Annotated in this window: 27 protein-coding genes and 1 pseudogene; 13 read left to right on the forward strand and 15 right to left on the reverse strand. The window is 63.6% G+C overall.

The features are described 5' to 3' along the window. Nucleotides 1–4 precede the first annotated feature (4 nt). The 3 genes from OKW41_RS08945 to OKW41_RS08955 form a co-directional block, all read right to left on the reverse strand. Complete coding sequence (locus tag OKW41_RS08945; RefSeq protein ID WP_429572231.1) at nt 5–355, reverse strand: hypothetical protein; 351 nt, start codon at nt 353–355, stop codon at nt 5–7. 90 nt (nt 356–445) lie between these two features. Next, on the reverse strand, nt 446–1,084 hold the full coding sequence (locus tag OKW41_RS08950; RefSeq protein ID WP_184049522.1) for a LysE family translocator: 639 nt from the start codon (nt 1,082–1,084) through the stop codon (nt 446–448). Nucleotides 1,085–1,271: 187 nt separating this feature from the next. Then, nucleotides 1,272–2,147 carry a LysR family transcriptional regulator gene (locus OKW41_RS08955; protein WP_429572232.1) on the reverse strand — a complete coding sequence of 292 codons (876 nt, stop codon included), beginning with the start codon at nt 2,145–2,147 and terminating at the stop codon, nt 1,272–1,274. A 151-nt stretch (nt 2,148–2,298) separates the two neighbouring features. On the opposite strand from OKW41_RS08955, the gene OKW41_RS08960 reads away from it, so the two are divergent. The 6 genes from OKW41_RS08960 (at nt 2,299) to OKW41_RS08985 (ending at nt 11,494) form a co-directional block, all read left to right on the forward strand. Next, on the forward strand, nt 2,299–2,733 hold the full coding sequence (locus tag OKW41_RS08960; protein WP_008918388.1) for a VOC family protein: 435 nt from the start codon (nt 2,299–2,301) through the stop codon (nt 2,731–2,733). A gap of 408 nt (nt 2,734–3,141) precedes the next feature. After that, nucleotides 3,142–6,396, forward strand: coding sequence for an efflux RND transporter permease subunit (locus tag OKW41_RS08965; RefSeq protein WP_429572233.1), 3,255 nt, complete (start codon nt 3,142–3,144; stop codon nt 6,394–6,396). Nucleotides 6,397–6,419: 23 nt separating this feature from the next. Further along, entirely contained in the window at nt 6,420–7,646 is a 1,227-nt protein-coding gene (locus OKW41_RS08970; protein WP_429572234.1) for an efflux RND transporter periplasmic adaptor subunit, read from the forward strand. A 50-nt stretch (nt 7,647–7,696) separates the two neighbouring features. Beyond that, nucleotides 7,697–9,232, forward strand: coding sequence for an efflux transporter outer membrane subunit (locus tag OKW41_RS08975; RefSeq protein WP_429573371.1), 1,536 nt, complete (start codon nt 7,697–7,699; stop codon nt 9,230–9,232). Nucleotides 9,233–9,338: 106 nt separating this feature from the next. After that, nucleotides 9,339–10,025, forward strand: coding sequence for a heavy metal response regulator transcription factor (locus OKW41_RS08980; RefSeq protein ID WP_429572235.1), 687 nt, complete (start codon nt 9,339–9,341; stop codon nt 10,023–10,025). Further along, nucleotides 10,022–11,494 (forward strand): heavy metal sensor histidine kinase, encoded by a 1,473-nt coding sequence (locus OKW41_RS08985; RefSeq protein WP_429572236.1) that lies wholly within the window; start codon nt 10,022–10,024, stop codon nt 11,492–11,494. The genes OKW41_RS08980 and OKW41_RS08985 overlap by 4 nt, the downstream gene beginning before the upstream one ends. Here OKW41_RS08985 and OKW41_RS08990 read toward each other — a convergent pair. Further along, nucleotides 11,461–11,661: pseudogene (locus OKW41_RS08990) on the reverse strand (DNA polymerase IV); the annotation flags it as partial. The gene OKW41_RS08985 and the pseudogene OKW41_RS08990 overlap by 34 nt on opposite strands. An 87-nt stretch (nt 11,662–11,748) precedes the next feature. Then, complete coding sequence (gene dinB / locus OKW41_RS08995; RefSeq protein ID WP_429572237.1) at nt 11,749–12,894, reverse strand: DNA polymerase IV; 1,146 nt, start codon at nt 12,892–12,894, stop codon at nt 11,749–11,751. 664 nt (nt 12,895–13,558) lie between these two features. Here dinB and OKW41_RS09000 point away from each other — a divergent pair. Beyond that, complete coding sequence (locus OKW41_RS09000) at nt 13,559–13,744, forward strand: hypothetical protein (protein ID WP_429572238.1); 186 nt, start codon at nt 13,559–13,561, stop codon at nt 13,742–13,744. A gap of 266 nt (nt 13,745–14,010) precedes the next feature. On the opposite strand, the gene OKW41_RS09005 is transcribed toward OKW41_RS09000, so the two are convergent. The 4 genes from OKW41_RS09005 to OKW41_RS09020 form a co-directional block, all read right to left on the reverse strand. Continuing rightward, nucleotides 14,011–14,250 (reverse strand): hypothetical protein, encoded by a 240-nt coding sequence (locus OKW41_RS09005; protein ID WP_429446395.1) that lies wholly within the window; start codon nt 14,248–14,250, stop codon nt 14,011–14,013. Between the two features lie 203 nt (nt 14,251–14,453). Beyond that, on the reverse strand, nt 14,454–15,017 hold the full coding sequence (locus tag OKW41_RS09010; RefSeq protein WP_429572239.1) for an Hsp20/alpha crystallin family protein: 564 nt from the start codon (nt 15,015–15,017) through the stop codon (nt 14,454–14,456). Nucleotides 15,018–15,187: 170 nt separating this feature from the next. Then, nucleotides 15,188–15,595 carry an Hsp20/alpha crystallin family protein gene (locus tag OKW41_RS09015; RefSeq protein ID WP_429572240.1) on the reverse strand — a complete coding sequence of 136 codons (408 nt, stop codon included), beginning with the start codon at nt 15,593–15,595 and terminating at the stop codon, nt 15,188–15,190. A 28-nt stretch (nt 15,596–15,623) separates the two neighbouring features. Next, on the reverse strand, nt 15,624–16,067 hold the full coding sequence (locus OKW41_RS09020) for an Hsp20/alpha crystallin family protein (RefSeq protein ID WP_429572241.1): 444 nt from the start codon (nt 16,065–16,067) through the stop codon (nt 15,624–15,626). 246 nt (nt 16,068–16,313) lie between these two features. On the opposite strand from OKW41_RS09020, the gene OKW41_RS09025 reads away from it, so the two are divergent. Next, a complete protein-coding gene (locus OKW41_RS09025; protein ID WP_429572242.1) occupies nt 16,314–16,697 on the forward strand; it encodes a hypothetical protein in 384 nt (127 codons plus the stop codon). Between the two features lie 374 nt (nt 16,698–17,071). Next, complete coding sequence (locus OKW41_RS09030; protein ID WP_429572243.1) at nt 17,072–18,664, forward strand: EAL domain-containing protein; 1,593 nt, start codon at nt 17,072–17,074, stop codon at nt 18,662–18,664. A gap of 30 nt (nt 18,665–18,694) precedes the next feature. Here OKW41_RS09030 and OKW41_RS09035 read toward each other — a convergent pair whose 3' ends face one another. The 3 genes from OKW41_RS09035 to OKW41_RS09045 form a co-directional block, all read right to left on the reverse strand. Then, nucleotides 18,695–19,276, reverse strand: coding sequence for a YceI family protein (locus tag OKW41_RS09035; protein WP_429572244.1), 582 nt, complete (start codon nt 19,274–19,276; stop codon nt 18,695–18,697). A 48-nt stretch (nt 19,277–19,324) separates the two neighbouring features. After that, a complete protein-coding gene (locus OKW41_RS09040; protein ID WP_429446412.1) occupies nt 19,325–19,900 on the reverse strand; it encodes a YceI family protein in 576 nt (191 codons plus the stop codon). 116 nt (nt 19,901–20,016) lie between these two features. Beyond that, a complete protein-coding gene (locus OKW41_RS09045) occupies nt 20,017–20,580 on the reverse strand; it encodes a cytochrome b (protein ID WP_429572245.1) in 564 nt (187 codons plus the stop codon). A gap of 274 nt (nt 20,581–20,854) precedes the next feature. On the opposite strand from OKW41_RS09045, the gene OKW41_RS09050 reads away from it, so the two are divergent. Beyond that, nucleotides 20,855–22,105 carry an arsenic transporter gene (locus OKW41_RS09050; protein WP_429572246.1) on the forward strand — a complete coding sequence of 417 codons (1,251 nt, stop codon included), beginning with the start codon at nt 20,855–20,857 and terminating at the stop codon, nt 22,103–22,105. On the opposite strand, the gene OKW41_RS09055 is transcribed toward OKW41_RS09050, so the two are convergent. Together OKW41_RS09055 and OKW41_RS09060 are read right to left on the reverse strand one after the other, a co-directional pair. Continuing rightward, nucleotides 22,094–22,372 (reverse strand): hypothetical protein, encoded by a 279-nt coding sequence (locus OKW41_RS09055; protein WP_429572247.1) that lies wholly within the window; start codon nt 22,370–22,372, stop codon nt 22,094–22,096. The genes OKW41_RS09050 and OKW41_RS09055 overlap by 12 nt on opposite strands. 316 nt (nt 22,373–22,688) lie before the next feature. Then, nucleotides 22,689–22,979, reverse strand: coding sequence for a hypothetical protein (locus OKW41_RS09060; RefSeq protein ID WP_184036386.1), 291 nt, complete (start codon nt 22,977–22,979; stop codon nt 22,689–22,691). 247 nt (nt 22,980–23,226) lie between these two features. Between OKW41_RS09060 and OKW41_RS09065 the strand changes: the two genes are divergently transcribed. The 3 genes from OKW41_RS09065 to OKW41_RS09075 are packed head-to-tail and all read left to right on the forward strand — an operon-like array spanning nt 23,227 to nt 25,631. Further along, nucleotides 23,227–23,520 carry an EF-hand domain-containing protein gene (locus OKW41_RS09065; protein ID WP_184065271.1) on the forward strand — a complete coding sequence of 98 codons (294 nt, stop codon included), beginning with the start codon at nt 23,227–23,229 and terminating at the stop codon, nt 23,518–23,520. A gap of 27 nt (nt 23,521–23,547) precedes the next feature. Continuing rightward, nucleotides 23,548–24,261: a response regulator gene (locus OKW41_RS09070; RefSeq protein WP_429572248.1), complete on the forward strand. Its 714-nt coding sequence runs from the start codon at nt 23,548–23,550 to the stop codon at nt 24,259–24,261. Next, nucleotides 24,258–25,631, forward strand: a complete 1,374-nt coding sequence (locus OKW41_RS09075) for an ATP-binding protein (RefSeq protein ID WP_429572249.1) — start codon at nt 24,258–24,260, stop codon at nt 25,629–25,631. The genes OKW41_RS09070 and OKW41_RS09075 overlap by 4 nt, the downstream gene beginning before the upstream one ends. Nucleotides 25,632–25,659: 28 nt before the next feature. Here the strand turns inward: OKW41_RS09075 and OKW41_RS09080 are convergent, their stop codons facing one another. Beyond that, the gene (locus OKW41_RS09080; protein WP_018424948.1) at nt 25,660–25,926 is read right to left on the reverse strand and encodes a hypothetical protein; all 267 of its coding nucleotides are present in this window, start codon (nt 25,924–25,926) and stop codon (nt 25,660–25,662) included. Nucleotides 25,927–26,050 lie beyond the last annotated feature (124 nt).

Raw genomic sequence — 26,050 nt, forward strand, 5'->3', positions numbered from 1 at the left:
GCGACTAATCGTCCGCGAAAAAACGGCCGATGAAAGAACAGCCGGCCGCCAGCGCAGCGCCCAGCGCCGCGACCGTATAAGCGAGCCCGGCATCGTGCCACAAGCTATCGAACCATTGATGCAACTGCGCCATCAGCACTGCCGCGTTGCCGCCGATTTGCTGTAGCTCGATCTGATAGCGCGGATCGATCATGCCGTACATCGCGACCGCGCTATCGGGCGGCGGCACGCTCACGTAGATGAGCAGCGCGGCGATCAGGCTGACGACCAGGATCGCCGCGCCGGTGAGATAGAGCCGCTTTTGCAGCGGCGAGCGTTGGTTGGAAGAAGGTGCGTCGTGGTCGTTGCCGTTCATCGTTGCGTAGGTGGGTGCCGTCGTTGATGGAGCCGAACCGCCAGTATCGCAGAGCGCGGCCTCGGGCGACCCAGACGCGCCCGACCCACCTCAACTCTTCGACGTCAACAATTTGACCCCCGCAATTCCGAACATCACCGCGAGCGAGCCATCGAGCCAGCGCCGGATCGCCGTATAGACGCGGCGTGCGGACGCCGTCGAAAACAGCACCGCGTAGCTGCTGAATACCGTCGCGCCGATCACCATGCAGCCCAGCACGACCGGCGTCACGTGCGCGGCGCCGTGTACCGGCGACATCGCGAGCGACACAATCGACAGCCACACCAGCACCGCTTTCGGATTCGTGAGATGCAGCAAAAGGCCACGCAGATAGAGTCGCCCGAGCGGTTCGTCGACGCGCGCCGCGCTCGCGGCCGGCTTGCCGGCGCTCCACGCCGAGCGTGCGGACTTGAAGCCGAGCCACAGCAGATACAAGCCGCCCGCGATCCGGATCGCGACGAGGCATTCCGAGTAGGCGGCGAGCACCGCCGACAACCCGAGCGACGCGAGCAGCGCCCATGAGAACGAGCCCGACACCACGCCGAGCGCGAACACCAGTGCCGCGCGTCGGCCCGCGCTCATCGCGAGCGACATGATCGCGAGATTGCTCGGCCCAGGGCTCGCCGTGCCGACGAAATAGGCGCTGTAGGCGATCAGGACATCGGCGGTGAGCAGAGGGCTGGCGATCATGGCGGGCAAATGTAAGGGCGGAGCGCGTGTTCGACAATGCAATGCAACGCGCCACACAGCCGGTTGAATGAAGCAACGATTCTGCGCACCGTCGCGCGCGATTCACAGATACAGTTGCGCGTACGTATGGCGGCACACTCGATTCGAACCCGGAGCGAACTCGCATCGAATGCGGCGTGCAAAGCGCTCAACCGCGCGCCGCGCTCGCAATGCACTCCGCCAACGCATCGGCGACCATCGGCCGGCTATGCCGCGGCCGCAGCACGAGCCCGATCTCGCGCTCGAAGCTCGCATCGCCGAGTTCGAGTGCGACGACGCTCGTTGGCCATTTGCCGAGCCCGGCCGTATTCGGAATCAGCGCGACACCCATGCCGCGCGCGACCAGTTGCACGATCGCCTGCAATTCGTCGAGCTCGACCGCATCGCGCACGCCAAGGCGCGCGCGCCGCAGAAAACGGTCGACGAGCCGTCCGCCGAACGACGCGCGGTCGTAGCGGATGAACGGCTCGCTGCGCAGCAGTTCGCGCCACGAGCGGCCGCCGCGCGCAAGCTTTTTCGGCGCGAGCAGCACGAACGGTTCGGCGACGAGGGTGCGCCATTCGAGTTCCGACGGCAGCGCGAACGGCGGTTTGATGATGACGGCCAGATCGAGCTCGCCCGAGTCGACCTGGCCGAGCAGCCCCAGCGACACGCCCGGCACCACGCGAATCCGCCAGCCGGGACGGTCGTCGCGAAAGCGCGCGAGCGCGTCGGCGAGCAGCGACACCTGCGCGGACGCGATCGCGCCGACCCGCAGCATGCCGCTTTCGGCGGCGCCGCCGCTGCGCTCGGAGAGCCGCGCATAGAGCGTCATCATTTCCTCGGCGAGCGCGAGCGTTTCGCGGCCCGCCTCGTTGAGCGTCGCAGAGCGGCCGGTGCGGTCGAACAGCTGAAAGCCGAGTTCCTGTTCGAGCCGCTGCATCTGCGCGCTGACGGCCGATTGCGTGAGCCCGATGCGCGCGCCCGCCCCGGAGAACGTGCCGTACTGGCTGACGGCGATGAAGGTTTTCAACTCGCTGAGCATGATCGATCAATCTATTTTGGTGATGGTCAGGTCAAATATATATCGTTTCTCAACATTTTTATTCATGATTAAACTTTGCTTCAACTGCACCGGTTGCCAGTCGTGCCAGTCGTAATTCATCCTCACACCCACCCCAGCGAGTCTTCCTATCATGAGCGTTGCCGAAACCGCTTTGCCGCCGTTCCACCTGGCGTTTCCTGTTCATAGCCTCGCCGCCGCGCGCGAGTTCTACGGCGAATTGCTCGGCTGCCCGGAAGGGCGCAGTTCGGACGCATGGGTCGATTTCAATTTCTACGGTCATCAGATCGTCGCGCATCTGGCGCCGGACGAAGTCGGTCACCGTCATACCAGCGCGGTCGATGGCGACGCGGTGCCGGTGCGCCACTTCGGCGCGGTGCTGTCGATGGAGCAATGGCAGGCCGCCGCGGACAAACTGCAGAAGGCCGGCATCGAATTCATCATCGAGCCGCATGTGCGCTTCAAGGGCGAGGTCGGCGAGCAGGCGACGATGTTCTTCCTCGATCCGTCAGGAAATGCGCTCGAGTTCAAGGCGTTCGCCGATATGTCGTCGCTGTTCGCCAAATAAGCGTCGCGGGCGTTGACGCCAAGATACGGATAACTGCAAATGAAGGCCGGTCGACCATTCAGGTCGACCGGCCATTTTTCGTTGAAGGGGATGGCCGCACGGAGCAAAATCGCCCCGTCTTGCGAATCAATCTGAAAGCATGTTTCATATTAATCGGCCAAAAAACGTGCCGCGTATCAGCAAACGTTTCATTAACTGCGCGTAAATTTATTCGACAAACGTTTGCTTTGCGGCTAATTCGCAGCTAATTCGGCGAGAGCCCTTCGCCTTCAAAAATGGCGCATTTGCTTTCAACAAGCTTCCTGACGATTTCGCCATTTTCATGCCATGCAGGCGTTGGTGCCATCGATCTAGCATAAGCTCAGATTCAATCCCTCCCTCCACCCGCATTTTCTCTGGCCCGTTTCAATGTGGATCGTCAACGTAGCGCTTAAGCGGCCATACACGTTCATCGTGATGGCAATTCTGATCGTGCTGGCGACGCCCTTCGTGCTGTTCACCATGCCCGTCGACGTGCTGCCGGATATCAACATTCCGGTCGTCAGCATCATCTGGACGTATACGGGGCTGTCGGCAGAAGACATGGCCACCCGCATCACGTCGGTCAACGAGCGCAGTCTGACCACGACGGTCAACGACATCGAACATATCGAATCGCAATCGCTGCCCGGCATCGCGATCCTGAAGGTGTTTCTGCAGCCGAACGCGAACATCCAGACGGCGATCGCGCAGACGGTCGCCATCGAGCAGGCGCAATTGAAGCAGATGCCGCCGGGCGCCACCGCGCCGCTGGTCATCAGCTACTCGGCTTCCAGTATTCCAGTTATCCAACTCGGCCTGTCGAGTCCGAAACTCTCGGAGCAGGATCTCAACGACACCGCGCTGAACTTCCTGCGACCGCAACTCGTGACGATTCCGGGCGCGGCCGTGCCGTATCCGTATGGCGGCAAATCGCGGCTGATCTCGGTCGACCTCGACACGCGCGCGATGCTGGCCAAGGGCCTGACACCTGCCGACGTGGTCAACGCGTTCAACGCGCAAAACCTGATTCTGCCCACGGGCACGGCCAAGATTGGGCCGAAGGAATACACGATCGACATGAACGGGTCACCACCGACGTTGGAAGGTCTCAACGACATTCCGGTGCGCACCGTCAACGGCGCGACGACCTATCTGCGTGAAGTCGCGCATGTGCGCGACGGCTACTCGCCGCAGACCAACATCGTGCGGCAGAACGGCCATCGCGGCGTGCTGATGTCGGTGCTGAAGAACGGCAACGCGTCGACGCTGTCGATCGTCGATACGTTGAAAGGCATTTTGCCGGCCGCGCGCGCCGCGCTGCCGCCGGATCTGCAGATCACCGCGCTGTTCGACCAGTCGGTGTTCGTGAAGGCGGCGGTGCAGGGTGTGGTGCGCGAAGCGCTGGTCGCCGCCGCGCTGACCGCCGCGATGATCCTGCTGTTCCTTGGCAACTGGCGCAGCACCTGCATCATCGCGATCTCGATTCCGCTGTCCATTCTGTCGTCGCTGATCGTGCTGCACGCGCTCGGGCAGACCATCAACATCATGACGCTGGGCGGCCTCGCGCTCGCGGTCGGCATATTGGTGGACGACGCGACCGTGACGATCGAGAACATCGAGCGGCACCTGCACATGGGCACGAATCTGCACGATGCGATTCTCGACGGCGCCGGCGAAATCGCAGTGCCGGCGCTCGTCTCGACACTGTGTATCTGTATCGTGTTCGTGCCGATGTTCTTCCTGACCGGCGTCGCGCGCTATCTGTTCGTGCCGCTCGCGGAAGCGGTGGTGTTCGCGATGCTCGCTTCGTACATCCTGTCGCGTACGCTCGTGCCGACGCTCGCGATGCTGCTGATGGGCCACGCGCACCAGCCTAAGGCGGGCACGAAGGCGAATCTGTTCATGCGTCTGTATCACCGCTTCGACGCAGGCTTCGAGCGCATGCGCGCGACTTACATCATGATCCTGAGCAGCCTGCTCGTGCGTCGCAAGATGTTCGGCGCGCTGTTCCTCGGTTTCTGCGTGCTGTCGATGGGTCTGTTCTTTGCACTCGGCGAAGACTTCTTTCCGAGCGTCGACGCGGGCGACATCCGTCTGCACATGCGCGCGCCGACCGGCACGCGTATCGAAGAAACCGCGCGGCTGGCCGACGAGGTCGAGAAGGTGATCCGCGAAGTCGTGCCGCCCAGGGAGTTGGGCACGATTCTCGACAACCTCGGGCTGCCGTATAGCGGCATCAACCTGTCGTATAGCAATGCGGGCACGATGGGCACGCTCGACGGCGAGATCCAGATTGCATTGAACGAAGGCCACAAGCCGTCGCAGACCTACATGGACAAGCTGCGCGCGATCCTGCCGCAGCGTTTCCCGGGCGTCGAGTTCTTCTTTCAGCCGGCCGATATCGTCACGCAGATCCTGAACTTCGGCCTGCCTGCCGCGGTGGACGTGCAGATTTCGGGCGCGAATCAGCAGGGCAACCTCGACGTCGCGCGCAAGCTGCTGAAGCAGGTGCGGCTGATTCCCGGCACCGTCGACACGCATATCCAGCAGAAGCTCGACGAACCGGTGATCGATCTGCACATGGACCGCACCCGCCTGCAACAACTGAACCTGACCGCGAACGACGTCGCGCAGAACGTGCTCGTTTCGCTATCGGGCAGCTCGCAGACGTCGCCGGGCTTCTGGGTCAACAACAGGAACGGTGTCGAATACAGGGTGGCGGTGCAGACGCCGCAGTACCAGGTGTCTTCGATCGACGAACTCTTGCGCACCCCGGTCTCGGCCACGATGAACGGGCCGACGCAACTGCTCGGCAACCTCGTGCAGATCTCACCGAAGAGCCAGTTCGCGGAAGTCACGCATTACAACATCCGTCCGGTGATCGATCTGTATGTGAGCGTTGAAAAGCGCGATCTCGGCAGCGTGGCGAATCAGGTCGACAGGATCGTCGACGAGGTGCGCGGCTCGCTGCCACGCGGCAGCACGATCACCGTGCGCGGCCAGGTACAGACGATGCGCAGTTCGTTCTTTGGGCTCGGCATCGGCGTCGCGATGGCGATCGTGCTCGTGTATCTGCTGATCGTCGTGAACTTCCAGTCGTGGGTCGATCCGCTGATCATCGTCAGCGCATTGCCGGCGGCGCTCGCGGGGATCATGTGGATGCTGTTCCTGACCGGCACCCATCTGAGCGTGCCGGCGCTGACCGGCGCGATCATGACGATGGGCGTCGCGACCGCGAACAGTATTCTGATGGTCGCGTTCGCGCGCCAGCGGCTGTCGGCCGGCGCGCCGCCGCTCACGGCCGCGCTCGAAGCCGGGGCGAGCCGGATTCGTCCGGTGCTGATGACCGCGTTCGCGATGATCATCGGCATGATTCCGATGGCGCTCGGTCTCGGCGAGGGCGCCGAGCAGAATGCACCGCTTGGCCGCGCGGTGATCGGCGGGTTGCTGTTCGCGACCGTATCGACGCTGTTTTTCGTGCCGCTCGTGTTTGCGGGAATTCACTCGTGGCTCGCGGGCCGTCATAAGAACGGCGGCGGCGACGACAACGGCGGTGGCGACGCTGGCGGCAACGGCGGTGGCAGTGGCGGCCATAGTGGCACCCCCGCACCGGAACCCAGCAGTGCGGCGACGCCCGCGTAAAAGTTAAACGATGGTTGACTGAGATGACCGAAAAAACTCATGCATCGCTAGCGATCCCCGCGCGGGAAACCGAAGAAGGCGAGCACCTGCTGCCGCCGCGCCATCGCGAATGGAAGCGCGCGAAGATTGCCGTCGTGATCGTGCTCATGCTGCTCGTGGTAGGCACGCTTCGCACCGTGATCGCGAACGTGCTGCAAAACCGCGAAGTCGCGGCGATTGCGCAGCAGAATGCCACGCAGTACGTGAACGTCGTCACGCCGACCCAGACCGAGGGCGGCGGCGACACGCTGCTGCCGGGCACGCTGCGCGGCTATGTCGAGTCGCCGATCTATGCACGCGCGACCGGCTATCTGCTGCGCTGGTACGCCGACATCGGCACCCACGTGAAGCAGGGGCAACTGCTCGCCGAGCTCGATACGCCGGAAATCGACCAGGAACTCGCGCAGGCTCTGGCACAGCGTCAGCAGATCAATTCGAGCCTCGCGCTCGCGAAAAGCTCGCTGGACCGTTGGCAGCAGTTGCGCCAGCGCGATGCGGTGTCGCAGCAGGAACTCGATGAACGGCAAAGCACCTACACGCAGGATCTCGCGAATCTCGCGGCCGCCGATGCGAACGTCAAGCGTCTGCAGCAGCTCGAATCGTTCAAACGGATCGTCGCGCCGTTTACCGGCGTGGTGACGCAGCGCAACGTCGACGTCGGCGATCTCATCGACGCGGGCAGCGGCACGAGCCGTGCGTTGTTCGCGCTTGCTCAATCGGACCCGTTGCGGGTCTATGTGCAGTTGCCGCAGGCCTACGCGCAGAACGTCACGGTCGGGCAGAAGGTCGTGGTCACGCAGGCCGAGCTGCCGGGCCAGCAGTTCAACGGCAAGATCACGCATATATCTGGCGCGATCGACGTACCCACGCGCTCGTTGCAGATCGAAGTGACGCTGCCGAATCCCGACGACAAGCTGCGCCCCGGCGCGTACGTGCAGGTCGCGGTGCCGGCCGCCGCGCATGCGCGTCTCACGGTGCCCGGCAACGCGCTGCTGTTTCGCGCGGAGGGTCCGCGCCTCGCGGTCGTCGATGCAAAGGGCAACGTGAGCCTGCGCAAGGTCGTGATCGCGGTGGACCTCGGACAGCAGCTCGAAATCGAAAGCGGTATCTCGCCGAGCGATCGCATCATCGTCAACCCGAGCGATTCGATTGCCGATGGCGATCACGTGCAGGTGCAGCCGCTGCAGAAGAACGGCAAGGGGGCGTCGTGACGTTCGCGGCTTCACGCCAGGCGCGTACGCGTGGCACTGTCTTCACCGCGCTGAGCGCGTGCGCCGGCGCGGCGCTGCTCGCCGCGTGCACGGTCGGCCCGGACTATCAGCGGCCGCAGGCCGAGGTGCCGCCCGAATGGCACACCGATTCGTTCTGGCGCGTCGCCGCGCCGTCGCATGCGCCGATCGCGCCGGACTGGTGGACGGGCTTCGCCGACCCGACGCTCGCGACGCTCGAAACCCAGGCACTCGCGCAGAACCAGACGCTCGCCGCGGCGAGCGCGCACTACGAGCAGGCGAAGGCGACGCTCGCGAACATCAGCGCGCAGCGCGTGCCGGAAGTCGATTTCAACGCACAGGCCTCGCGCTTCCGTATTTCGCACGACCGGCCGCTGACGAACTACGCGACGCCGACCGAATCGACGGTGCAGAACAACATCCTGCTCGGGCCGACGATCAGCTATGACACCGATCTGTTCGGCCGCATCCGTCGTCAGGTCGAGGGCGCGCAGGCGTCGGCCGAACAGTCGGCGGACGATCTCGCGAACGCGCGCCTCGTGCTGACGACCGACCTCGCCACCGACTACTTCACGCTGCGTGAGCTCGACAACGAGATCGACGTGCTGAACCAGTCGGTGAAGCTGCAGCAGAAAGCGCTCGACTACGTGAACACCGAGCACGATCTCGGTTCGGTATCGGGCCTCGACGTGCTGCAGCAGAAATCGCAGCTCGATTCGACGCGCGTGCAGGCGCAACTGCTGCTCAATCAGCGCGCGCAGTTCGAGCATGCGATCGCCGCGCTGGTCGGCGTGCCGGCACCGCAGTTCGCGATCGAGCCGAAGGTGCTCGACATCAAGCCGCCGACCGTACCGCTCGGCGTGCCGAGCGACGTGCTGCAAAGGCGTCCCGACGTCGCCTCGGCGGAACGTGCGATGGCGGCGGCCAACGCGCAGATCGGCGTGGCCAAGGCGGCGTTCTTCCCGAGCCTCACGCTGACGCCGGGCATCGGCTGGGAGAGCACCGAGTTCGCCAATCTGCTGAGCGCGCCGACGCTGATGTGGACGCTCGGCGCGACGGTCGGTCAAGTGATCTTCGACGGCGGCCGGCGCGCGGCCAACGTCCAGTACGCGAGCGCGGGCTACAAGGCGACCGAGGCGAATTATCGGCAGACCGTGCTGAGCGCGTTCCAGCAGGTACAGGACGGCATCACAGGACTGTCGGTGCTCGACGGCGCGGCGAAGCAGTCGCGCGAGGCGGTCGAGGACGCGCAGCGGCTGCTGTCGCTCGCGAACGATCGCTATTCGGGCGGCCTCGTCGCGTATCTGAACGTGATCGACGCGCAGGAGTCGCTGCTGACCAGCGAGCGCACGGACGTGCAGATTCACGGCCAGCAGTTGACGCTGTCGGTGGCGCTCGTGAAGGCGCTCGGCGGCGGCTGGGATGGCGGCGCGCAAGGTGGCGCAGTGGCCGGGAACGAGGCTACCCCTACGAACGCGACAGCGAACGTCGCCAGTGCTACGGCATCGCCGCAGCAAGCGCCAGCCGGCGGCGCGCAGCAGAAGGAGATGCCGGCTCCTGCACACTGAATCGCCCCGGCAGAGCTTCCATGCCGAGGGAGTGGGATCGGCGCGAGGCATTAGGGGCGTTTCGTATAATGGACAGTTGACCGCCAAACGTGGCATGAGGACGCGGATGAAATTGCTGATCGTTGAAGACGAGCACAAGGTGGTGGACTACCTGCGCTCCGGTTTGACAGAGCAGGGCTGGGTCGTCGATGTCGCGCTCGACGGCGAGGAAGGCATGCATCTGGCCACCGAATTCGATTACGACGTGATCGTCCTCGACGTGATGCTGCCTAAGCGCGACGGCTTCAGCGTGCTGAAGGCGCTGCGCATGCGCAAGTCGACGCCGGTCATCATGCTGACCGCGCGCGATCACGTGAACGACCGCGTGCGCGGCCTGCGCGAAGGCGCGGACGACTACCTGACCAAACCGTTCTCGTTCCTCGAGCTGGTCGAGCGTCTGCATGCGCTCGCGCGCCGCACGCGTTCGCAGGAGTCCACGTTGATTTCCGTCGGCGATCTGTTCGTCGATCTGATCGGCCGCCGCGCGACGCGCGACGGCGTGCGCCTCGACCTGACCGCGAAAGAGTTTCAACTGCTCAGCGTGCTCGCGCGCCGTCACGGCGACATTCTGTCGAAGACCGCGATCACCGAACTCGTGTGGGACGTCAACTTCGACAGCCACACGAACGTCGTCGAAACCGCGATCAAGCGGCTGCGCGCGAAGCTCGACGGCCCGTTCCCGTCGAAGCTGCTGCACACGGTGCGCGGCATGGGCTACGTGCTCGAAGTGCGCGAAGAGGCCGAGACATCATGAACCGTTCGATTGCCCGCCGTCTCGCGTCGATGTTCGCGCTGGTCGCGCTGTTCGTGTTTACGCTCGTCGGCACGGGGCTCTTTCTGGTGCTGCGCACGCAGCTCGAGCATCATCTGCGCGAGTCGCTCGACGATCGCACGCAGATCGCGCGCATCATCGTCTATCACGCGGTGACGCCCGAAAAATGGCGGATGTGCCGCGAAAAACTCACCGACATGACGCCGCACGACAGCAGCACCGTGTACTCGGTGACGAGCGCGGACCCGAGCTATCACTTCGGCACGCCGGTGCAAGGGACCGTCACGAAGAGCTGGCCGGGCGGCTATGCGCGCATCGCGCCGGCGGGCGGCGGCCCCGACATGCTGACCTCGACGGTGACCTTGCCCGCCAACGCCGCGCGGCCGCCGGTGCAGTTGCAGGTCGCGTCGAGCTATTCACCGAACCTGCGCACGATGCGCGTGTTCGGCTCGGCGCTCGCGGCGCTGTCCGCGCTCGGCAGTCTCGCGGTGCTGCTGCTCAGCTACTCGGTCACGCGCATCGGTCTCGCACCGCTCACGCGTCTGACACGCGACGCATCGGCGGTCAGCCCGAACAACCGCTCGCAGCGGCTCAATACGGCGTCGCTGCCGCTCGAACTGAACGACCTCGCGAACTCGTTCAACGGCGCGCTCGAACGGCTCGACGGCGCCTACGGTCGGCTCGAATCGTTCAACGCGGACGTCGCGCATGAACTGCGCACGCCGGTCACGATCCTGATCGGCCAGACCGAGGTCGCGCTGACCCGCAACCGCTCGGTCGACGATCTGCGCCACACGCTGCAATCGAATCTCGAAGAATTCGAGCGGATGCGCACGATCATCAACGACATGCTGTTCCTCGCGCGCGCCGATCAGGGCGAACGCGCGACGGGGCTCGTCGAGTTGTCGCTCGCGGCGGAAGTCGCGCATACGCTCGAGTTTCTGGAGATTCCGCTCGAAGAGGCGCGCGTGCATGCGCAGTTGCACGGCGATGCGTTCGCGCGCGTGAACCGGTCGCTATTCGGCCGCGCGTGCACGAACCTGCTGATGAACGCGATCCAGCATTGCGAGCCGGGCGCGTCGATCAGCGTGACGATCGCGCGCGGGAAAGGACCGATGCGCGACCAGGTGCGCGTCGCCGTGGCAAATCCTGGCGAGCCGATCGCGCCGGACGTCCTCGAACATCTGTTCGACCGTTTCTATCGCGCGGAAGTCTCGCGCACCAATAGCCGCGAAAACCACGGGCTCGGGCTCGCGATCGTGAAGGCGATCGCGGAGATGCATCGCGGCACCGTGTCCGCGCAAAGCGCGAACGGCGTCAACACGTTCTCGTTTTCGGTGGCGGCGTCGGCGCGGTCCACGTCGGGCGACGTGCCGGCCATGCGTGCGAACGCGACCGGCGTCGCCGGCGACAGCGCCTATTCGTCGCTCGCGAAAGGCAAGTCGGCCTGAACCGGCAGGCGCGGCTTCAGTGCCTGTTCGCTGGCCGACGTCAGCGTGCTGATGCGCACGCCCAATAGCCGCAGCTTGCGGTTCAACTTCACGCGTCGCAAACATTCGGTCGCCGCGCGGCGGATTTCGGTCGCGTCGGCGGTCGGTTCGTCGAGCGTCAGGTCGAGGATCGTCAGGCCGTCAGGCTTGTCGAGTTCGGAGCCGATCTTCGCGAGCAGCTTGTTCGGCGCGATGCTCGGAAGGCGGCCCCTGCACTAAAAATCCAGCGTGAACTGAGACGACTCATTGCCGGTTGATTCCCCAGCGGGTTGGAGATTGCCAGCCTTGACTCCCAACAGTCTGATGGGTTTAACAAGATCAATTCTTTTCAAACACTCCGTCGCCGCGCGGCGCAACGCTTTCGCATCAGCAATTGGTTCAGGAAGCGTTACATCACGCGTTACTGTCTTGAAGTCATTGAAGCGCAGTTTGATCCCGATTTTCCGAGCCAAATAGCCCTTTCTCTGTAGATCGAGCGCCACCTGTTCGCAAAGACGGGTAAAGGCGGCGCCGAGTTCCTGTCGGTGCCGTACGACGTGTAGATCGCGCTCAAACGTCGTCTCGCGACTCATCGAGATTGGCTCGCTGTACGTCACGACAGGCCTGTCATCAAGACCGTGAGAGACTCTGCGAAGCCACGCCCCATAGCTTCGTCCAAAGTGGTCCACGAGCCAGGTTTCGTCGCACGCGGCGATCTCGCCAATGGTTGCTATTCCCAACGACGCAAGCCTGGCGCTGGCCTTAGGTCCAATGCCGTTGATCTTGTTCGCGGCCATCGGCCAAATTTTGGATTCGATGTCCTCAATCCTGAGGATCGTAATCCCATCTGGCTTTTGTATATCGGAGCACAGCTTCGCAAGCAGCTTGTTTGGCGCGATTCCGACTGAGCATGTCAGACTAGTTGCTTCGAACACCGCCGACTTCAACTTGCGCGCGATTTCTTCTGAATTGCCATTCGTGAGCGAAACATCGGCGTAGACCTCGTCGATTCCAACGTCTTCTATGCACGGGCTAATCGATCGCACTGCGTCCTTGAACAGTCGCGAGTAAGTTCTGTAGAGGTCAAAGTTCACGGGAAGGAGAATGGCGTCCGGCGCTAACCGGGCGGCCTTCATCGCGGGCATTCCGGAATGAACTCCGAGTGCGCGAGCTTCGTATGTCGCGGTCGTAAGGACGCCTCTGCCCACATAGTCGCGCAATCGGGAGAATTCGCGTGTGCCATCCGAATTTGTTCGCGGCGCATCCGAGCGACGACCAGCAACCACCATGGCTTCGCCTCGTAGCTCGGGGTACTGCGACAGTTCACAAGACGCGAAGAATGCGTCCATGTCGATATGGGCTATGCGCCGGTCATCTGGCATGCCTAAGACTCAAAAATAGCGATTAATGCTCCGCCCGACCGAAACGACTGTCCTCAACGGCCTTATGGGGCAGGCAACGAGAGCGCGACATGTCGCGTTTGGGGGCATTTTCTGAGACTGTACATTTATACAGTATGTTTGTCAGGACGCTGATGAAATCCACCGCTATTTGTCAGCGTTTGAGACGAGGGTGATCCGGCGTTGAGACCGGGTGACTCATGAAGCGATTCGTTGAGAGCGATGACCGCAAACTGACCTTGCCCCCGCTTGACGAATCCCATAGCTGGGGAAATTATGCGGCTTCGCCTTGCTGAGCCGCGAACCAGTTCTTCTCGAATGGCTATCCGGCTTCAGCTGGGACATCGGAACGCGACTGCAGCCAACCTGAGCATTCTCGCAACTCCCTCATCCATTCACTGAATTACGGAGGCGCTATTGCAGAACTGACATCTTCCACCTGATCGGTAACGCGGCACCGAGCACGATGAGGGGAATCCTCGAGATTTTTTTTGTGAGCACGCAACTGCGCGATCTCCGTTATTACTGTAAGAGCGGGGCAGCCCCGTGACGGAAAGGTGAAGTGCGGTAACCAGCCCGCGGGTATGAGCTTGATCCATCGTCGACAAACAGCCCGTGTGCCGCGTTACCGATCAGGTCGGATACGTTGACGTTCGAGATCGCGGCAGCGAGAGCGGCGCTCGTCCTGCTTGCAAAAACAGGCCATATGAATATCTCGCTCCATCTTCAGGCGAGCCACTTCGGCACCGTTGCTCCGTTCGCTGCGGCTTCATCGCTAATGCAGCAGGCGTCGCTTTCCATTGCGCCCGAGTCGGACTTTGAGGTTGATTGATGATCAAAAAGGTAAAGGCCGCGGCCGTCCTGACATTGTCCGCAAGTCATGACTGGCATCATGGGGATGCCGTGGATGCGTCACCCCGCGCGCTTTTTTTCGCCAGTTTGAATTGAGTCTGTCGTCCGCCCTTCAGGGGGCCATGGTCGGTCCCATTCGCCGCGCCGCATGGTCAGCCCCGCGCTGGCCACGGCAAACATGACACAGACGTTCCGGCCCGCGTTCGGCTTACCGACGAGATCGCCAGTGTCGGACGACATCTGGAGTTATCGCTGACGGATGTAGTGGTCCGATACGACATTGCGTTGATGGATCCATGCAATCGCCAGTTCGATTGCCTGGTCCCACGCTTCTTGCATGTCGCCAAAGTCGCCCTCGACGCCGAACGTCCGGCTTTCGCTCTCCCGATCCGTGACAATGGCCGCGGCTGCATAGCGCCCCCGCTCCGACATCGTAACGAGGGGCCGGATCACGAAACCACGGTAGGTAATGTCTTCCCTCTGCATAGTGCCTCCCGGTAGCCAAGGAAACGCCGTCACGGCGCTGTGCGCGTCTATCGAGTCGCGCGTCACCATTCACGTGGCGCAAGTACCGCGCCCGATGCTGCAAATGAGCAGACTTGATGCCCGCCCGGATGCTGCTCTACAAGCTGAGCTAACGGCCCGGCTCGCCCGATATTCATTCGCTACCGGCGCGACTTGCCTGCCCACTAGCCAATATCGATCGTGCGGCTCGCGGATCGCGACGGCTCCGATTTCGGCACGGTCAACGTGAGCACGCCGTTGTCGAACTTCGCCAGGGCGTGATCGGGGTCGGCGTTATCCGGCATCGGGATCGTGCGCACGAAGCTTCCATAGGCGCGCTCGAGCCGGTAGCAGCCGTCTTCCTCGCTGCGCACGTCCTGTTTTTTCTCGCCACGCAGCACGAGCGCCCCATCCTCGACGGTGACGTTCAGATCCTCCCGCTCCATTCCGGGCAGCTCGGCGGTTACACGCAGTACCTGCCCATCATCGACCACGTCGATGCGCGGCTGGAAGCGCGATGAACTGAAGTCGCCAAACCATCGTTCCAGAGCACCCCGTCCGGCGAACGGATCATGAAAGAACTCTTCGACTGCACGCCACGGTTCGCGCGAGAAGAATCGTGGAATGTCGGAGAACGGGGCCCGCCACTGTTCGCTCGCCGGCGGGCCTTCCGGGCTGTCCGCGGCGGACTTGCGCCCCGCGCCACGCAGGAACTTGAAGGGGTTCCACTTCTTCAGGTCGGTGTTCATCGTATCCTCCTCTACGGTCTGGCAGGAGAGCCGGATATGGGTCATTTCACTGAAGCAGCGACTCCGCCGCCTACTTACACTCAACGTGCCACATCCGGGCCGCAGCGGTCGAGAGGTGGTGGCCAGACGGCCACCACCGGGTTTTCTCCCTGTCGCTGTCGCCCGCACTGTTAGTTCGTGCGGACCTCGATGCGGCGCGGCCGCGCCTCGTCGCGGCGCGGTATCGTCAGTTTCAGCACGCCGTCCTTCAGGTTCGCATCGATTTTCGTTGCGTCGAAGTCAGCCCCAAGAGCGAACGCCCGCGCGAAATGCGGCTGGCGGATCTCCGCATGTTGCAGGCGCAGCCCCGCCGGCGTGGGCACCACCGCCTCGGCCTCGATGTACAGGTTGCCATCGTGTACCTTCACATCAAGGCGGTCCTTTGTAACGCCGGGCAGATCGGCCCACAGGGTGATGCCCTGGCTGTCCTCGAAGATGTCTACGGGCGGCGTTAGCGTGATCGGGCGTTGCGACTGCTCGTCTTCGCGACGGGCCACCGCAGTCTCGTCTTTCCTGGCAAGTTCTGTCGTGTCGTTCATGATGTCCTCCTCAGTTCTGCGACCGGTTTCATTGAACAGTGATGGCCCGCGGCTTCGACGTCTCCCGCTTGCCGATGCTCACGGTCAGGCAACCATTGGTGTACTGCGCCGTGACCTTGTCAGGGTCCGCATGCTCCGGCAGTTCAATGACGCGCCGGAAGGTGCCGACGAACCGCTCCTGCGCATAAGTACGCAGGTCGTCGCCTGCCGCTTCCGGCTCTCCCGTCTGGCGCTCGCCGCTGATGGTCAGCAGCCCTTTGTCGATGGATACGTCGAGATGCGCCGGATCGATACCCGGCGCGAACGCGACGATCTCAATCGAGTCGTCGGTCGAGCCGATGTTGACCTGCGGGAAGGCGCCGAAGCGCCCGGAACGGATGCTGGAGGGGAAGCCGCCGAAGAGGCTCGCCATCTGCCGTTGCAGACGGTCGAACTCGCTGAACAGGTCGGTCCCGAAATAGAGATCACTCATGGTCGTTTCCTCCTATAAACCAGCAGGAAGACGAACTGGCCTACGCGCTCCAGTCCGTCCGCCATGCTGCCGGCAAACAAATCGAAACACGCAGCGCGCCAAAACATCCCGGCGCGACTGCCTGAGCGATATCTAAAATAGGACTGGAAACGGAAATTTCAAGGAGCTATGGCGACTTTTTGTTCTTGAATTCGGATTGCCACACCCCTATTTTCACGACACCCTGCAACACCCTGCGAGGACACCATGGAATTCGAATACGACTGGTTCACCCTTGGCCGGCACCGTATCCGGTTGCGCTCAACAAAGGGTTTCCCGACCGGGACGATGCGCACGGCGGTTGAAGTCATCCGGCTGGCGATCGACAGCAACATGAGCGCCCGGGCGCGGCTGGTTGAAGTGGTGTGCCGGCAGGATGCCGCTTACGAGATCGCTGTTGGCACCACGTTCGCCGACGACCGGTTATGCGCGCCGCACCTGGAAGCGGCGGTCGCGACGGTGCTGGGGCTGCAACCGGCGCAGATCAACATCCTTGTGACCGTCGTTACACAGGAGGAGGTCGACCTGCACTTCGGTGTCTACGAAAGGATGCTGGCTGAAAAACTCGGCGTGGTGCCGCCGATCCAGTAGCGCGCGCGCCGCCGCCGATCGCCACTGCGCGGCCGCGCAGTTCCTGATAGCGCGGCAGTTCGTCGGACGCATAAAACGCGTCCATGTCGAGGTGCGCGATTCGGCGGATTGGCGAATTCATGGGATTGACGCGGGCAATGGCCATGAACGGGAGCGGTGAAGGCGCGCGTTCCGATCGCGCCAGCCCGTCATGGTACCTCGCCGCGACGGCCCCGGTCAGGGCCGCCGCGGTCGGCCGCACGCGTGTCGTTCAACGGAATGTTGAAAAAGCGGCTTCAGAAACAATCCTTGACACTGAAATCCGGCGATAGCGTGCCAGTGCGCAACCGCGCCGGGCGGATTTCGCCGCGGCTGTTCACCACGGGGCTCGACAGATGATCAAGCGCATGTCGCTGATTTCGGCGTATATCGCACTCGGCTGCGCCGCAACGGTGCTGCCGGTCCTGTTCAGCATCTATATCGCGAACGAAGACGTCACACGCCGCGAGCAGCGAGATTTGCGCCAATACGCGGAAAAGGCCGTGATGCGCACGGAACTCGTCACGTATCAGGGTTTTGCCGCGATCGCGGACCTGCAGGCCGAGCACGGCGCGCCGTGTTCGCCGGAATACCTGGGGCGCGCCGCCCATGTGATTTTCAACTACCGCTACGTCCGGGACGCAGGTGCGTACGGCGACGGGCGCTATCTTTGCTCGCCGCTGTTCGGCGACGTTCGGGCGCAGGATGTCGCTTTGCCACCGCCGCGCTGGCGAAGCAACGACGGCTACCTGGTCTGGTTCCAGCAAAAGAATCCGCTCAGCGACGTGCGCGAGGATATACAGATCGGGCGCAACGGCGAGTACGTGTCAATCGATCCGCAGTCATATGTCGATGTGATGGATCCGGCGGGGAGGCCCATCGCCACGATCAACACCGACCTGAACTCGATCGTCGCGCTGTCGACGGGCGCGGACCCCGACGAGATGCTCCATGCATGGAAGCGGGCGGGGCGCGTCGACAGCGATGAATGGAACTACGCGGTCGCACGTTCGACGACGCGCGCGCTTGGCGTCGTCGTCAAGGGCCGGCGCACCAGCCTGCTGAGAGACTGGCCAGGCCTGCTGGCGATGTGGCTTTCGATGGGCGTCGCGCTGGGCGCCGGGTTCGGCTGGTTCGCGTTCAAACGGATCTCGCGGCAGGTGTCGTTCCAGGCCACGCTCGAATGGGTCATCGCGCGCAAAGCCATCGACGTCGTGTATCAACCGATCGTGCGTCTCGCGAGCAACGAATGCGTAGGCGTTGAGGCGCTGGCCAGATTGAACCTGAACGGGCGCGACATCTCGCCGGATATCTTCATTGCGGTGGCTGAGCAGACTGGCCTGATCCAGCCGTTGACCGACCTCGTGCTGGAAAAAACCCTCGACGAACTGACGGAGCTTTTGTGCTCGCGGCCGTCCTTCTACGTGTCCGTCAACGTGAGCAGCGAGGATCTGCGCACGCCGCGCTTTCTGAAGATCATCACCGCAAAGCTCGCCAGAACCGGCATACGTCCCGCTCAGATCAGAATCGAAGCGACGGAGCGCAGCTTCCTGAACGCCGATGCGACCCGGCAGACGATCGCGGCCTTCCGAAGCGCCGGCCACCCGGTCTATATCGACGATTTCGGCACCGGCTATTCGAGCCTCGCCTATTTGCAGACTTTCATGATCGACGTTCTGAAGATCGACAAATCGTTCGTCGACACGATCGCCCAACAGGCGGCGTCGAGCATCGTTGCGCCGCATATCATCGACATGGCGCACGAATTAGGGGTCGAGATCGTGGCGGAGGGAATCGAGCGCAACGAGCAGGTCGAGTATCTGCTGCGCCGAGGCGTTCAGTACGGACAGGGCTGGCTGTTCGCGAAGGCCATGCGCCGCGAGGAACTGGTCGCATGGCTCGAGGCGCGCCGCGCGTCGCACGCGCCGGCGCAGCCCGCGATCCAGTAGTTCGGCGCCCGGCCGTGCCGGGCGTGACGCTTACTGCTTGACGCCTTCGGCCTGGATATGCAGCGTGGTCTTCATGTTGAAGCCGTACGCCTTGCCGAAGTCGATGCCGAAATCGTCGCGATTGAACGTCGCGACCGATTCGGTGCCGCACACTTCGCGCTTCAGCATCGGGTGCTGGATGCACTTGAACGATTCGATCTTCAGGTTGACCGGTTTCGTGACGCCGTGCAGCGTCAGCGTGCCGATCACTTCGACCGGCTTGTCGCCGTCGAAGCGGATCTGCGTGCCCTTGTAGGTCGCGGTCGGGAACTTCGCGGTGTCGAAGAACTTGTCGCCGACCAGTTCCTCGTTGAGCTTGTCGTTGCCGATGCCGACCGAGGTCAGGTCGATCGTCGCCTCGACCGTGCCGGTCTTCGCCGCGCGATCGAGCACGACGGTACCGCTGCTTTTCTGGAACTTGCCGCGCCAGATCGACAGGCCGCCGAAGTGGTCGGTCTCGAAGCTCGGCGACGTGTGCGTCGGATCGAGCAGGTAGGTTTCGGCGGCGGCCATCGCGTTGAACGAGCATGCAGCGGCGAGCGCGCCGGCGGCGAGCAGGAAGGATTTCTTCAAGTTGGACTCCAGAGGTCGAAGGGTAAGGCGGTGCTGCGGCGTTGTGGGTTATTTCTTCGCCGCGACCAGATGAAATTTGATGACGACTTCGTCGCCGACCACCGACGTGTCTTTCCATTCGCCGGTGCCGACGTCGAACTGCGTGCGCTTGATCGGCAGCGAGCCGTCGAAAGTTTGCGTGGCGCCCTGGCTCGCGATCACGACCGGCACGACGACCGTTTGCGATTTGCCTTTGATCGTCAGTTTGCCGGTCACCTTGTACTGGTTGCCGCCAGCCGGCGCGATCGAGCTCGACACGAAGGTCGCGCTCGGGAAGGCGCCGCTGTCGAACCATTCCTTGCCTTGCGCCTGCTTGTTGTAGTCGTCGGCGCCGAGGTCGTAGCTCGCGGTGTCGATCGACACGTTCGCGCTGCCCGCAGCCGGCTTCGCCGGATCGAAATTCAGTTGCGCGGAGAACTTTCTGAACTTGCCGTCGACGGGCACGTTCATCTGTTTGGTCGTGGCGATGACGCTGCTTTTCGCGAGGTCGACGTCGGCGTGCGCGAGGTTCGCGCCGAGCAGCGCAAGCGCCGCGAAAGAAGCGAGCGTCGCGCGACGAGCGGAGAGATAAAAGGGTGTCTTCATGATGGTACGCATCCTATCCGAGCTTCGCGGCCTGATTGCACACCGCGAGGAATTTGATTGCCAACCAGTCGTAACCAATCGACAGGAGTTATGGCTTTCTTCAAGCTGCCATATCGTTATGCGCGGGTCTTCAGAAACGGCACCATGCGCGCGAGCAATCCGTCGCGATCGACGAACTGATGCTTGAGCGCCGCGAGCACGTGCATGATCACGAGCGCGAGCAGCGTGTAGTTGAGCAGCACGTGCACCGTGCGCAGCGCGGCCTTCAGCGCCTGATCGGGATCGATGATCGTCGGCAGCGGCACGATGCCCAGATACACGACCTGAATGCCGGCCGCCGAGCTGTAGAAGTAGCCCGACAGTGGAATCGCGAGCATCAGCAGATACAGCAGACCGTGCACCAGATGCGCGGCGGCCTTCTGCCAAGTGGGCGTCGCGGCATCGAGCGCGGGCGCGCGATGCGTCGCGCGCCACAGCACCCGCAGCAGCGCCAGCGCGAACACGGTCACGCCAATCCATTTGTGCCACGAGAAGTACTTGAGCTTCGTCGGCGTGAAGCCGGGGATATCGGTCATGATCCAGCCGATGTAGAAGCCGCAGATCATCAGCGCGGCGACCAGCCAGTGCAGCGCGATCGCCGCGCCGTGGTAGCGCGTGGGAGCGGAAGCGTGTGTTCGCATCGTGTTCTATCCGTTGCTCGCGAGAAGCCGCGTGAGAATGCGGATAGTAGGGATGCCCATTCAAACTGAATAGGCGGGTGGGCGGGAACAGATCGTTGTCGCGGTGATGTTAATCGTGTCGAGAGGTATGCGCGCTGCAAGGTCCGCGCATGAAGGCACGCACACTGCTATGGAGCGCTCGCCGTGGTACCGGTGTGGTAATTTGTTGCCCCGAACAACAAGGTTGCGCGCTTTGCGCAGCCACCGACATAACCCATTATTCGGGCGTTAAGCCGTGAATTCCATTTTTCTTTCCTGGAGTATTGCCGCGTTCGCCACCGCCGGCGTGATCACACGGCCGTTCAAATGGCCCGAAGCCGTGTGGGCCGTCGCCGGCGCGGTGCTGCTCGTCGCCCTCGGCCTATTGCCCTTGCATCTCGCGGTCGAAGCGATCGGCAAGGGCACCGACGTCTATCTGTTCCTGTTCGGCATGATGCTGCTATCCGAAGTCGGCCGCCGCGAAGGGCTGTTCGACTGGGTCGCGGTGCTCGCTGTCAATCATGCGCGCAGTTCGCCGCGCAAGCTGTTCGTGCTCGTGTATCTGTTCGGCGTGGTGATCACCGCGTTTCTTTCCAACGACGCCACCGCAGTCGTGCTGACGCCCGCCGTGTTCGCGGCGGCGAAGAAAGCGAAGACACCGCCGCTGCCGCTGCTGTTCGTCTGCGCGTTCGTCGCCAATGCGGCGAGCTTCGTGCTGCCGATTTCGAATCCGGCCAACATCGTGCTGTACGGCAATCACACGCCGCCGCTGGGACCGTGGATGCTGCGCTTCACGCTGCCGTCGGTGCTGTCGATCGCCGCGACCTTCGTGATGCTGCGCTGGACGCAACGCGAGGCGCTCGCTGGCGTCTGCGAGGCAAATCTCGACGCGGTCGAGCTCTCGGCGAGCGGGCGCGTCGCGCTCGCGGGCATCGCGGTGACGGCCGGCGCGCTGCTGACGGTCTCCGCCTACGACATCCAGCTCGGCCTGCCGACCGCGATCCTCGGCACGCTGACCGCGCTCGTCGTGCTGATCAAGGAGCGCAGATCGCCGCTGCCGATGATGCGCGAAATTTCGTGGAACGTGTTGCCGCTCGTCGCCGGGCTGTTCGTGCTGGTCGAGATGCTCGATCACACCGGTGTGATCAACATGTTCGCGGGTGCGTTGCGCCGCGCGACCGAACACAACGAAATGGAAGCGGCCGGGTGGGCCGGCGCGAGCGTCGCGTTCCTGAGCAATCTGATCAACAACCTGCCGGCCGGCTTGATCGCGAGTTCGACCGTGATGCAGGCGCATAGCCCCGAGCGTGTGATCGACGCGCTGTTGATCGGCGTCGACCTCGGGCCGAACCTGTCGATCACCGGCTCGCTCGCGACGATCCTGTGGCTCAACGCGATTCGCCGCGAAGGCGAAGACGTCAGCTTCATGAAGTTTCTGAAAGTCGGCGCGCTGGTAATGGTGCCCGCGCTCGTGCTGGCGCTTGGGGCGCGGATATTAACTGGCTGAACGGATGCCGGACGCGCCCGCCATCAGCGGGCTTGTGCGGGAACCGACGCGCGTCGCGCCGGCGAGCTGGTGCAGTCGCGCGCCGACCGAGCGCAGCCTTGCTTCGAGGTGGGCGACGCGCTGGCGTTGCGCGGGCACCATCGACGAACGGCTCAACGCATGCAGCCGACGATGCCAGTACGACAACGGAAAACGGTCGCGCCGAGAAAGTGCGTTGAAAACGACTTCGAGGTGGGCGATTTCCTTGTCGATATCTTGGTAACTCATCACAAAGGTCCAGGAAAGAAAGTTGGATAGGGGCGCGCGAACCTGACAGGGATCGCAAGGTCCGTTCCATCCCGCCTATATGTAGTCAATATCAGCCGTGCCGGCGCAGAGCGCCACATCGGGCGCGCGCCTGGCGCGGTGCGCGATGGTAAGAAGCGGCAAACTCCATGCAAGCTTTACGCGGCGCTCCACCTTTCAACGGGACAACGGGAATTCACCAGGCGTGCCCGCGAGGCGCGTGTCCTATGCTGAGTCAACGGCGTGGGTCGGTCTCGGGGCGATCGAAACCGCCCGCGCGACGGCCCGGCGCGCGCTTTCAACGCGGCGCGATCACGAGCGGTTGCGCATAGCTGACCGTCGGCGCGGGCACCACCGCATAGTTGAGCGCGGGCGGCGCCGCGACGATGGTCGCGGCCGCCACTGGCACGGCGACAGGCGGTGCCGATACGTACACGGGATTGACCGGCACCGGGTAGTAGACCGGCCGCGGCGGCGGCGCGTAGACCACGGCGGCGGGCAGATACACGACGACTCGCGCGTAGGCAGCGGAAGAACAGGCGAGACCGATGGCGGTGAAAGTCGAGGCGCAGGCGAGACGGATAGTCATTTGGGACTCCTGATACGTGAATGCCGACGAACGGCAGACGGAACGATGCGCAGCAGGCCCGCAAAACGAAACCGCGAACTCATTTCATTCGATGTCACGCCGCAGCGGCACCCGGTGCCGTGACATGATTCGACATGATTCTCGAATTGCGATCGCGCGGCGTCTGACCAACAATTCGGCCTGTCATCGAAACGGCTCGCGGCACCCAGGCAGGCGACGGTCGATGTTTCAACCGAAGGAGTCAGTCATGAAGAAGTTGCTCGCCACCGTGCTGCTGTGCTGCGCCTCCACCGTCGCGTTCGCTCAGGCCGCCGCGCCGCAAGGTATCAGCCAGCAGCGGATGGAGCGCATGGAGCAGCAGTTGCAAACGCGTTTTTCAAGCGCGAACACCACTCACGACGGCAAGCTGACGCGCGACCAGGCAGCGGCCGGCATGCCGCTGCTCGCGCGTCATTTCGACGAGATCGACACGCAGAAGGCCGGCTACATCACGCTCCCGCAGATCGAGGCATTCATGCAGGAACGCGGGGCCGCACACTGAGCGGCTCGGTTATCGAGGAGCTTGCGGATGGAACGCCCCGCCAGGATCATCGTGCTCGACGACGAAGCCGAATTGCGCAACATGCTGCTGCGCTTTCTGCGCGGTCATGGCTTCGACGTGCGCGCGGCCGAGGACGGCAAGCGCCTGAATCGCTACCTGGAGCGCGAGCCGTTCGACCTGCTGATACTCGATCTGATGATCGGCGAAGAGGACGGCCTCGATATCTGCGCGAAGCTGCGCGCTCAAGGGCAGACCTTGCCGATCCTGATGTTGACGGCGAAGGGCGATCCGCTCGATCGCGTGACCGGCCTCGAAACCGGCGCCGACGACTACCTCGCGAAACCGTTTCTGCCGCGCGAACTGGTGGCGCGAATCAATGCGTTGCTGCGCCGCCAGAAGATGGCCGCGGGCGACGTCACGCTGACGTCGCAGCGCGTACGTTTCGGCGACTTCACGCTCGACATCGGCAAGCAGGAGCTGTCTCGGGCGGGCGAGCCGCTCGAGATTCATTCCGCGCAGATGCTGCTGCTGGTCGCGCTCGCGTCGTCGCCGAATCGTGCGGTGAGCCGCGACAACCTGCTCGCGCGTGCGCGAGGGCGCGACCATGACGCGCTCGATCGCAGCATCGACGTACAGGTGCTGCGGCTGAGGCAGATCGTCGAGGACGATCCGTCGAAGCCGCGTTTCATTCGCACCGTCTGGGGCGTCGGCTATATGCTCGTCGCCGATGTCGAATCATGATGCGCTCACTGTCGCGCGCACTGCTGCCGCGCACGCTGCTCGCGCGCAATATCGCGCTGTTGATCGCGCTCGTGATGCTGAGCCAGATCTGCTCGATCGTCGTGCTGCTGCATTACGTGCAGCGGCCACGCGTCGAACGCGCGGCGGCCGTGTTCGCGACCTACGTGACGACGCTCGACAACCTGCTCGCGGCCACTCCGCCCGCCTCGCGCGCGGCGCTGACCGCGCGTCTCGACGCGCGCGAGCAGTTGCCGCCCGAAGCGACCGACACACCGCCGCACGATCTGTTGCGGGTGTACAGCACCTATCAGCGCGGCGTTTTCATCGACAGCCTGCAGAAGCATCTGCCCGCCGATATGCCCGTGCGGTGGCAGACCGAGGGCGCGCAGCGGCTATGGATTCGCATGCATGCGCCGGCTGCCGGGTCCGACCACGCGGCGGGTTCATTGGCCAGCGCGCCATACTGGATTGCGCTGCCGGTTCCCGAGGACGCGCAGGGCAGCGGCCTCGAAGCGGCGATCTTCCTGTCGTTGGGTCTCGGCGTGCTCGCCGCGCTCGCCGGCTACGCGATCCAGCTGCACCTGAACGAACCGTTGCACGAGCTCACGCAAGCGGCGCGGCGCGTCAGCGCCGGCGACCTGCCCGCGGCGCTGCCCACCGACGGCCCCGCCGAAATCGCCGCCGTGGGCAGCGCTTTCAATCAGATGACGCGCGCGTTACAGGACGCCGAAGCGACGCGCGCGTTGATGCTCGCGGGCATCTCGCACGACATCCGCACGCCGTTGACGAAGCTGCGCCTGTCGATGGCGATGGCGATGCCGCAGGGGGCCGACAGCAGTTTCGTCATCGCCGCCGAATCGTATCTGGATCAGATCGAGACGATTCTGCAGCAGTTCATGGATTACGCGGGCAGCGGCGAGCGCGAGGAAGCGCGGCCCGGCGATCTGAATGCGCTGATCGAACGGCTCGCGGGCGACTTCGCGGGGCTCGGGCACGAGTTCGACCTGTCGCTGGGCAGCTTGCCGGCCGTTCGATATCGGCCGATCAGCATGATGCGGCTGCTGATGAATCTGATGCAGAACGCGATCGTCTACGGCGGCAGCGGGCTTGCGGTGCGCACGTGGGCGACGCAGGACGCGGTCACGGTTGCGGTCGGCGATCGCGGTAAAGGTTTGACGGCGGAGGAGTTGGAGAAGCTGAAGGCGCCGTTCCAGCGCGGCCGCAATGCGGGTGTGCATAGCGGCGGCACGGGGCTGGGGCTGTCGATCGTCGATCGGATCGCGCGGCTGCACGGCGGCGGCCTGCAGTTTCATCCGCGCGACGGCGGCGGCCTCGAAGTGTGGGTCGTATTGCCGGTCAAGGCGGCATGATGGGATGAGGATGTGGCGTTCTTGCCGCTCACTCGCGATCGAGCCACGCGTCGAGCCCGACCCGAAACGCAACGCCCGCGATGACCGGCACCGTCAGCATCAGGATGATGCCGAAGTTCGGGATCTCGTCGCCGTACATGATCGGGTTGTACAGCACGACGCCCGACACGATCGCGAACATCACGACGCCAATGGCGACCATCAGGAGATTGCGCACGGACATGGACAGCGTTTTGCGCTTCGGCTTGTCCGTCGTGTCGTGAGCGCCGGGTGCTTCGTCGTGTTGGGCAGGCATGATGGTTCTCGTGGCAAAAAATGCGGCATCGGAAGCGGGTGCGGCGGGCACCGCGCCCGGCATCATACCTGCACCCGCGCGGCTGATGCAGATCGGGGCCGCGCCGTTGCGGTACTCATCCTTA

The organism is Paraburkholderia sp. UCT70, from assembly GCF_050434085.1.
GTDB classification, from domain to species: domain Bacteria; phylum Pseudomonadota; class Gammaproteobacteria; order Burkholderiales; family Burkholderiaceae; genus Paraburkholderia; species Paraburkholderia tuberum.

Excerpts from the sequence above, each read along its gene's own strand:
- OKW41_RS09075 (WP_429572249.1), top strand. The coding sequence starts at position 24,258 with ATGATGCGCTCACTGTCGCGCGCACTGCTGCCGCGCACGCTGCTCGCG.
- OKW41_RS08945 (WP_429572231.1), bottom strand. The coding sequence starts at position 355 with ATGAACGGCAACGACCACGACGCACCTTCTTCCAACCAACGCTCGCCG.
- OKW41_RS09005 (WP_429446395.1), bottom strand. The coding sequence starts at position 14,250 with ATGCAGAGGGAAGACATTACCTACCGTGGTTTCGTGATCCGGCCCCTC.
- OKW41_RS09020 (WP_429572241.1), bottom strand. The coding sequence starts at position 16,067 with ATGAGTGATCTCTATTTCGGGACCGACCTGTTCAGCGAGTTCGACCGT.
- OKW41_RS08985 (WP_429572236.1), top strand. The coding sequence starts at position 10,022 with ATGAACCGTTCGATTGCCCGCCGTCTCGCGTCGATGTTCGCGCTGGTC.
- OKW41_RS09080 (WP_018424948.1), bottom strand. The coding sequence starts at position 25,926 with ATGCCTGCCCAACACGACGAAGCACCCGGCGCTCACGACACGACGGAC.
- OKW41_RS09025 (WP_429572242.1), top strand. The coding sequence starts at position 16,314 with ATGGAATTCGAATACGACTGGTTCACCCTTGGCCGGCACCGTATCCGG.
- OKW41_RS09040 (WP_429446412.1), bottom strand. The coding sequence starts at position 19,900 with ATGAAGACACCCTTTTATCTCTCCGCTCGTCGCGCGACGCTCGCTTCT.
- OKW41_RS09065 (WP_184065271.1), top strand. The coding sequence starts at position 23,227 with ATGAAGAAGTTGCTCGCCACCGTGCTGCTGTGCTGCGCCTCCACCGTC.
- OKW41_RS08950 (WP_184049522.1), bottom strand. The coding sequence starts at position 1,084 with ATGATCGCCAGCCCTCTGCTCACCGCCGATGTCCTGATCGCCTACAGC.
- OKW41_RS09010 (WP_429572239.1), bottom strand. The coding sequence starts at position 15,017 with ATGAACACCGACCTGAAGAAGTGGAACCCCTTCAAGTTCCTGCGTGGC.
- dinB (WP_429572237.1), bottom strand. The coding sequence starts at position 12,894 with ATGCCAGATGACCGGCGCATAGCCCATATCGACATGGACGCATTCTTC.
- OKW41_RS08980 (WP_429572235.1), top strand. The coding sequence starts at position 9,339 with ATGAAATTGCTGATCGTTGAAGACGAGCACAAGGTGGTGGACTACCTG.
- OKW41_RS09030 (WP_429572243.1), top strand. The coding sequence starts at position 17,072 with ATGATCAAGCGCATGTCGCTGATTTCGGCGTATATCGCACTCGGCTGC.
- OKW41_RS08965 (WP_429572233.1), top strand. The coding sequence starts at position 3,142 with ATGTGGATCGTCAACGTAGCGCTTAAGCGGCCATACACGTTCATCGTG.
- OKW41_RS09045 (WP_429572245.1), bottom strand. The coding sequence starts at position 20,580 with ATGCGAACACACGCTTCCGCTCCCACGCGCTACCACGGCGCGGCGATC.
- OKW41_RS08955 (WP_429572232.1), bottom strand. The coding sequence starts at position 2,147 with ATGCTCAGCGAGTTGAAAACCTTCATCGCCGTCAGCCAGTACGGCACG.
- OKW41_RS09015 (WP_429572240.1), bottom strand. The coding sequence starts at position 15,595 with ATGAACGACACGACAGAACTTGCCAGGAAAGACGAGACTGCGGTGGCC.
- OKW41_RS09070 (WP_429572248.1), top strand. The coding sequence starts at position 23,548 with ATGGAACGCCCCGCCAGGATCATCGTGCTCGACGACGAAGCCGAATTG.
- OKW41_RS08970 (WP_429572234.1), top strand. The coding sequence starts at position 6,420 with ATGACCGAAAAAACTCATGCATCGCTAGCGATCCCCGCGCGGGAAACC.
- OKW41_RS09055 (WP_429572247.1), bottom strand. The coding sequence starts at position 22,372 with ATGAGTTACCAAGATATCGACAAGGAAATCGCCCACCTCGAAGTCGTT.
- OKW41_RS08960 (WP_008918388.1), top strand. The coding sequence starts at position 2,299 with ATGAGCGTTGCCGAAACCGCTTTGCCGCCGTTCCACCTGGCGTTTCCT.
- OKW41_RS09060 (WP_184036386.1), bottom strand. The coding sequence starts at position 22,979 with ATGACTATCCGTCTCGCCTGCGCCTCGACTTTCACCGCCATCGGTCTC.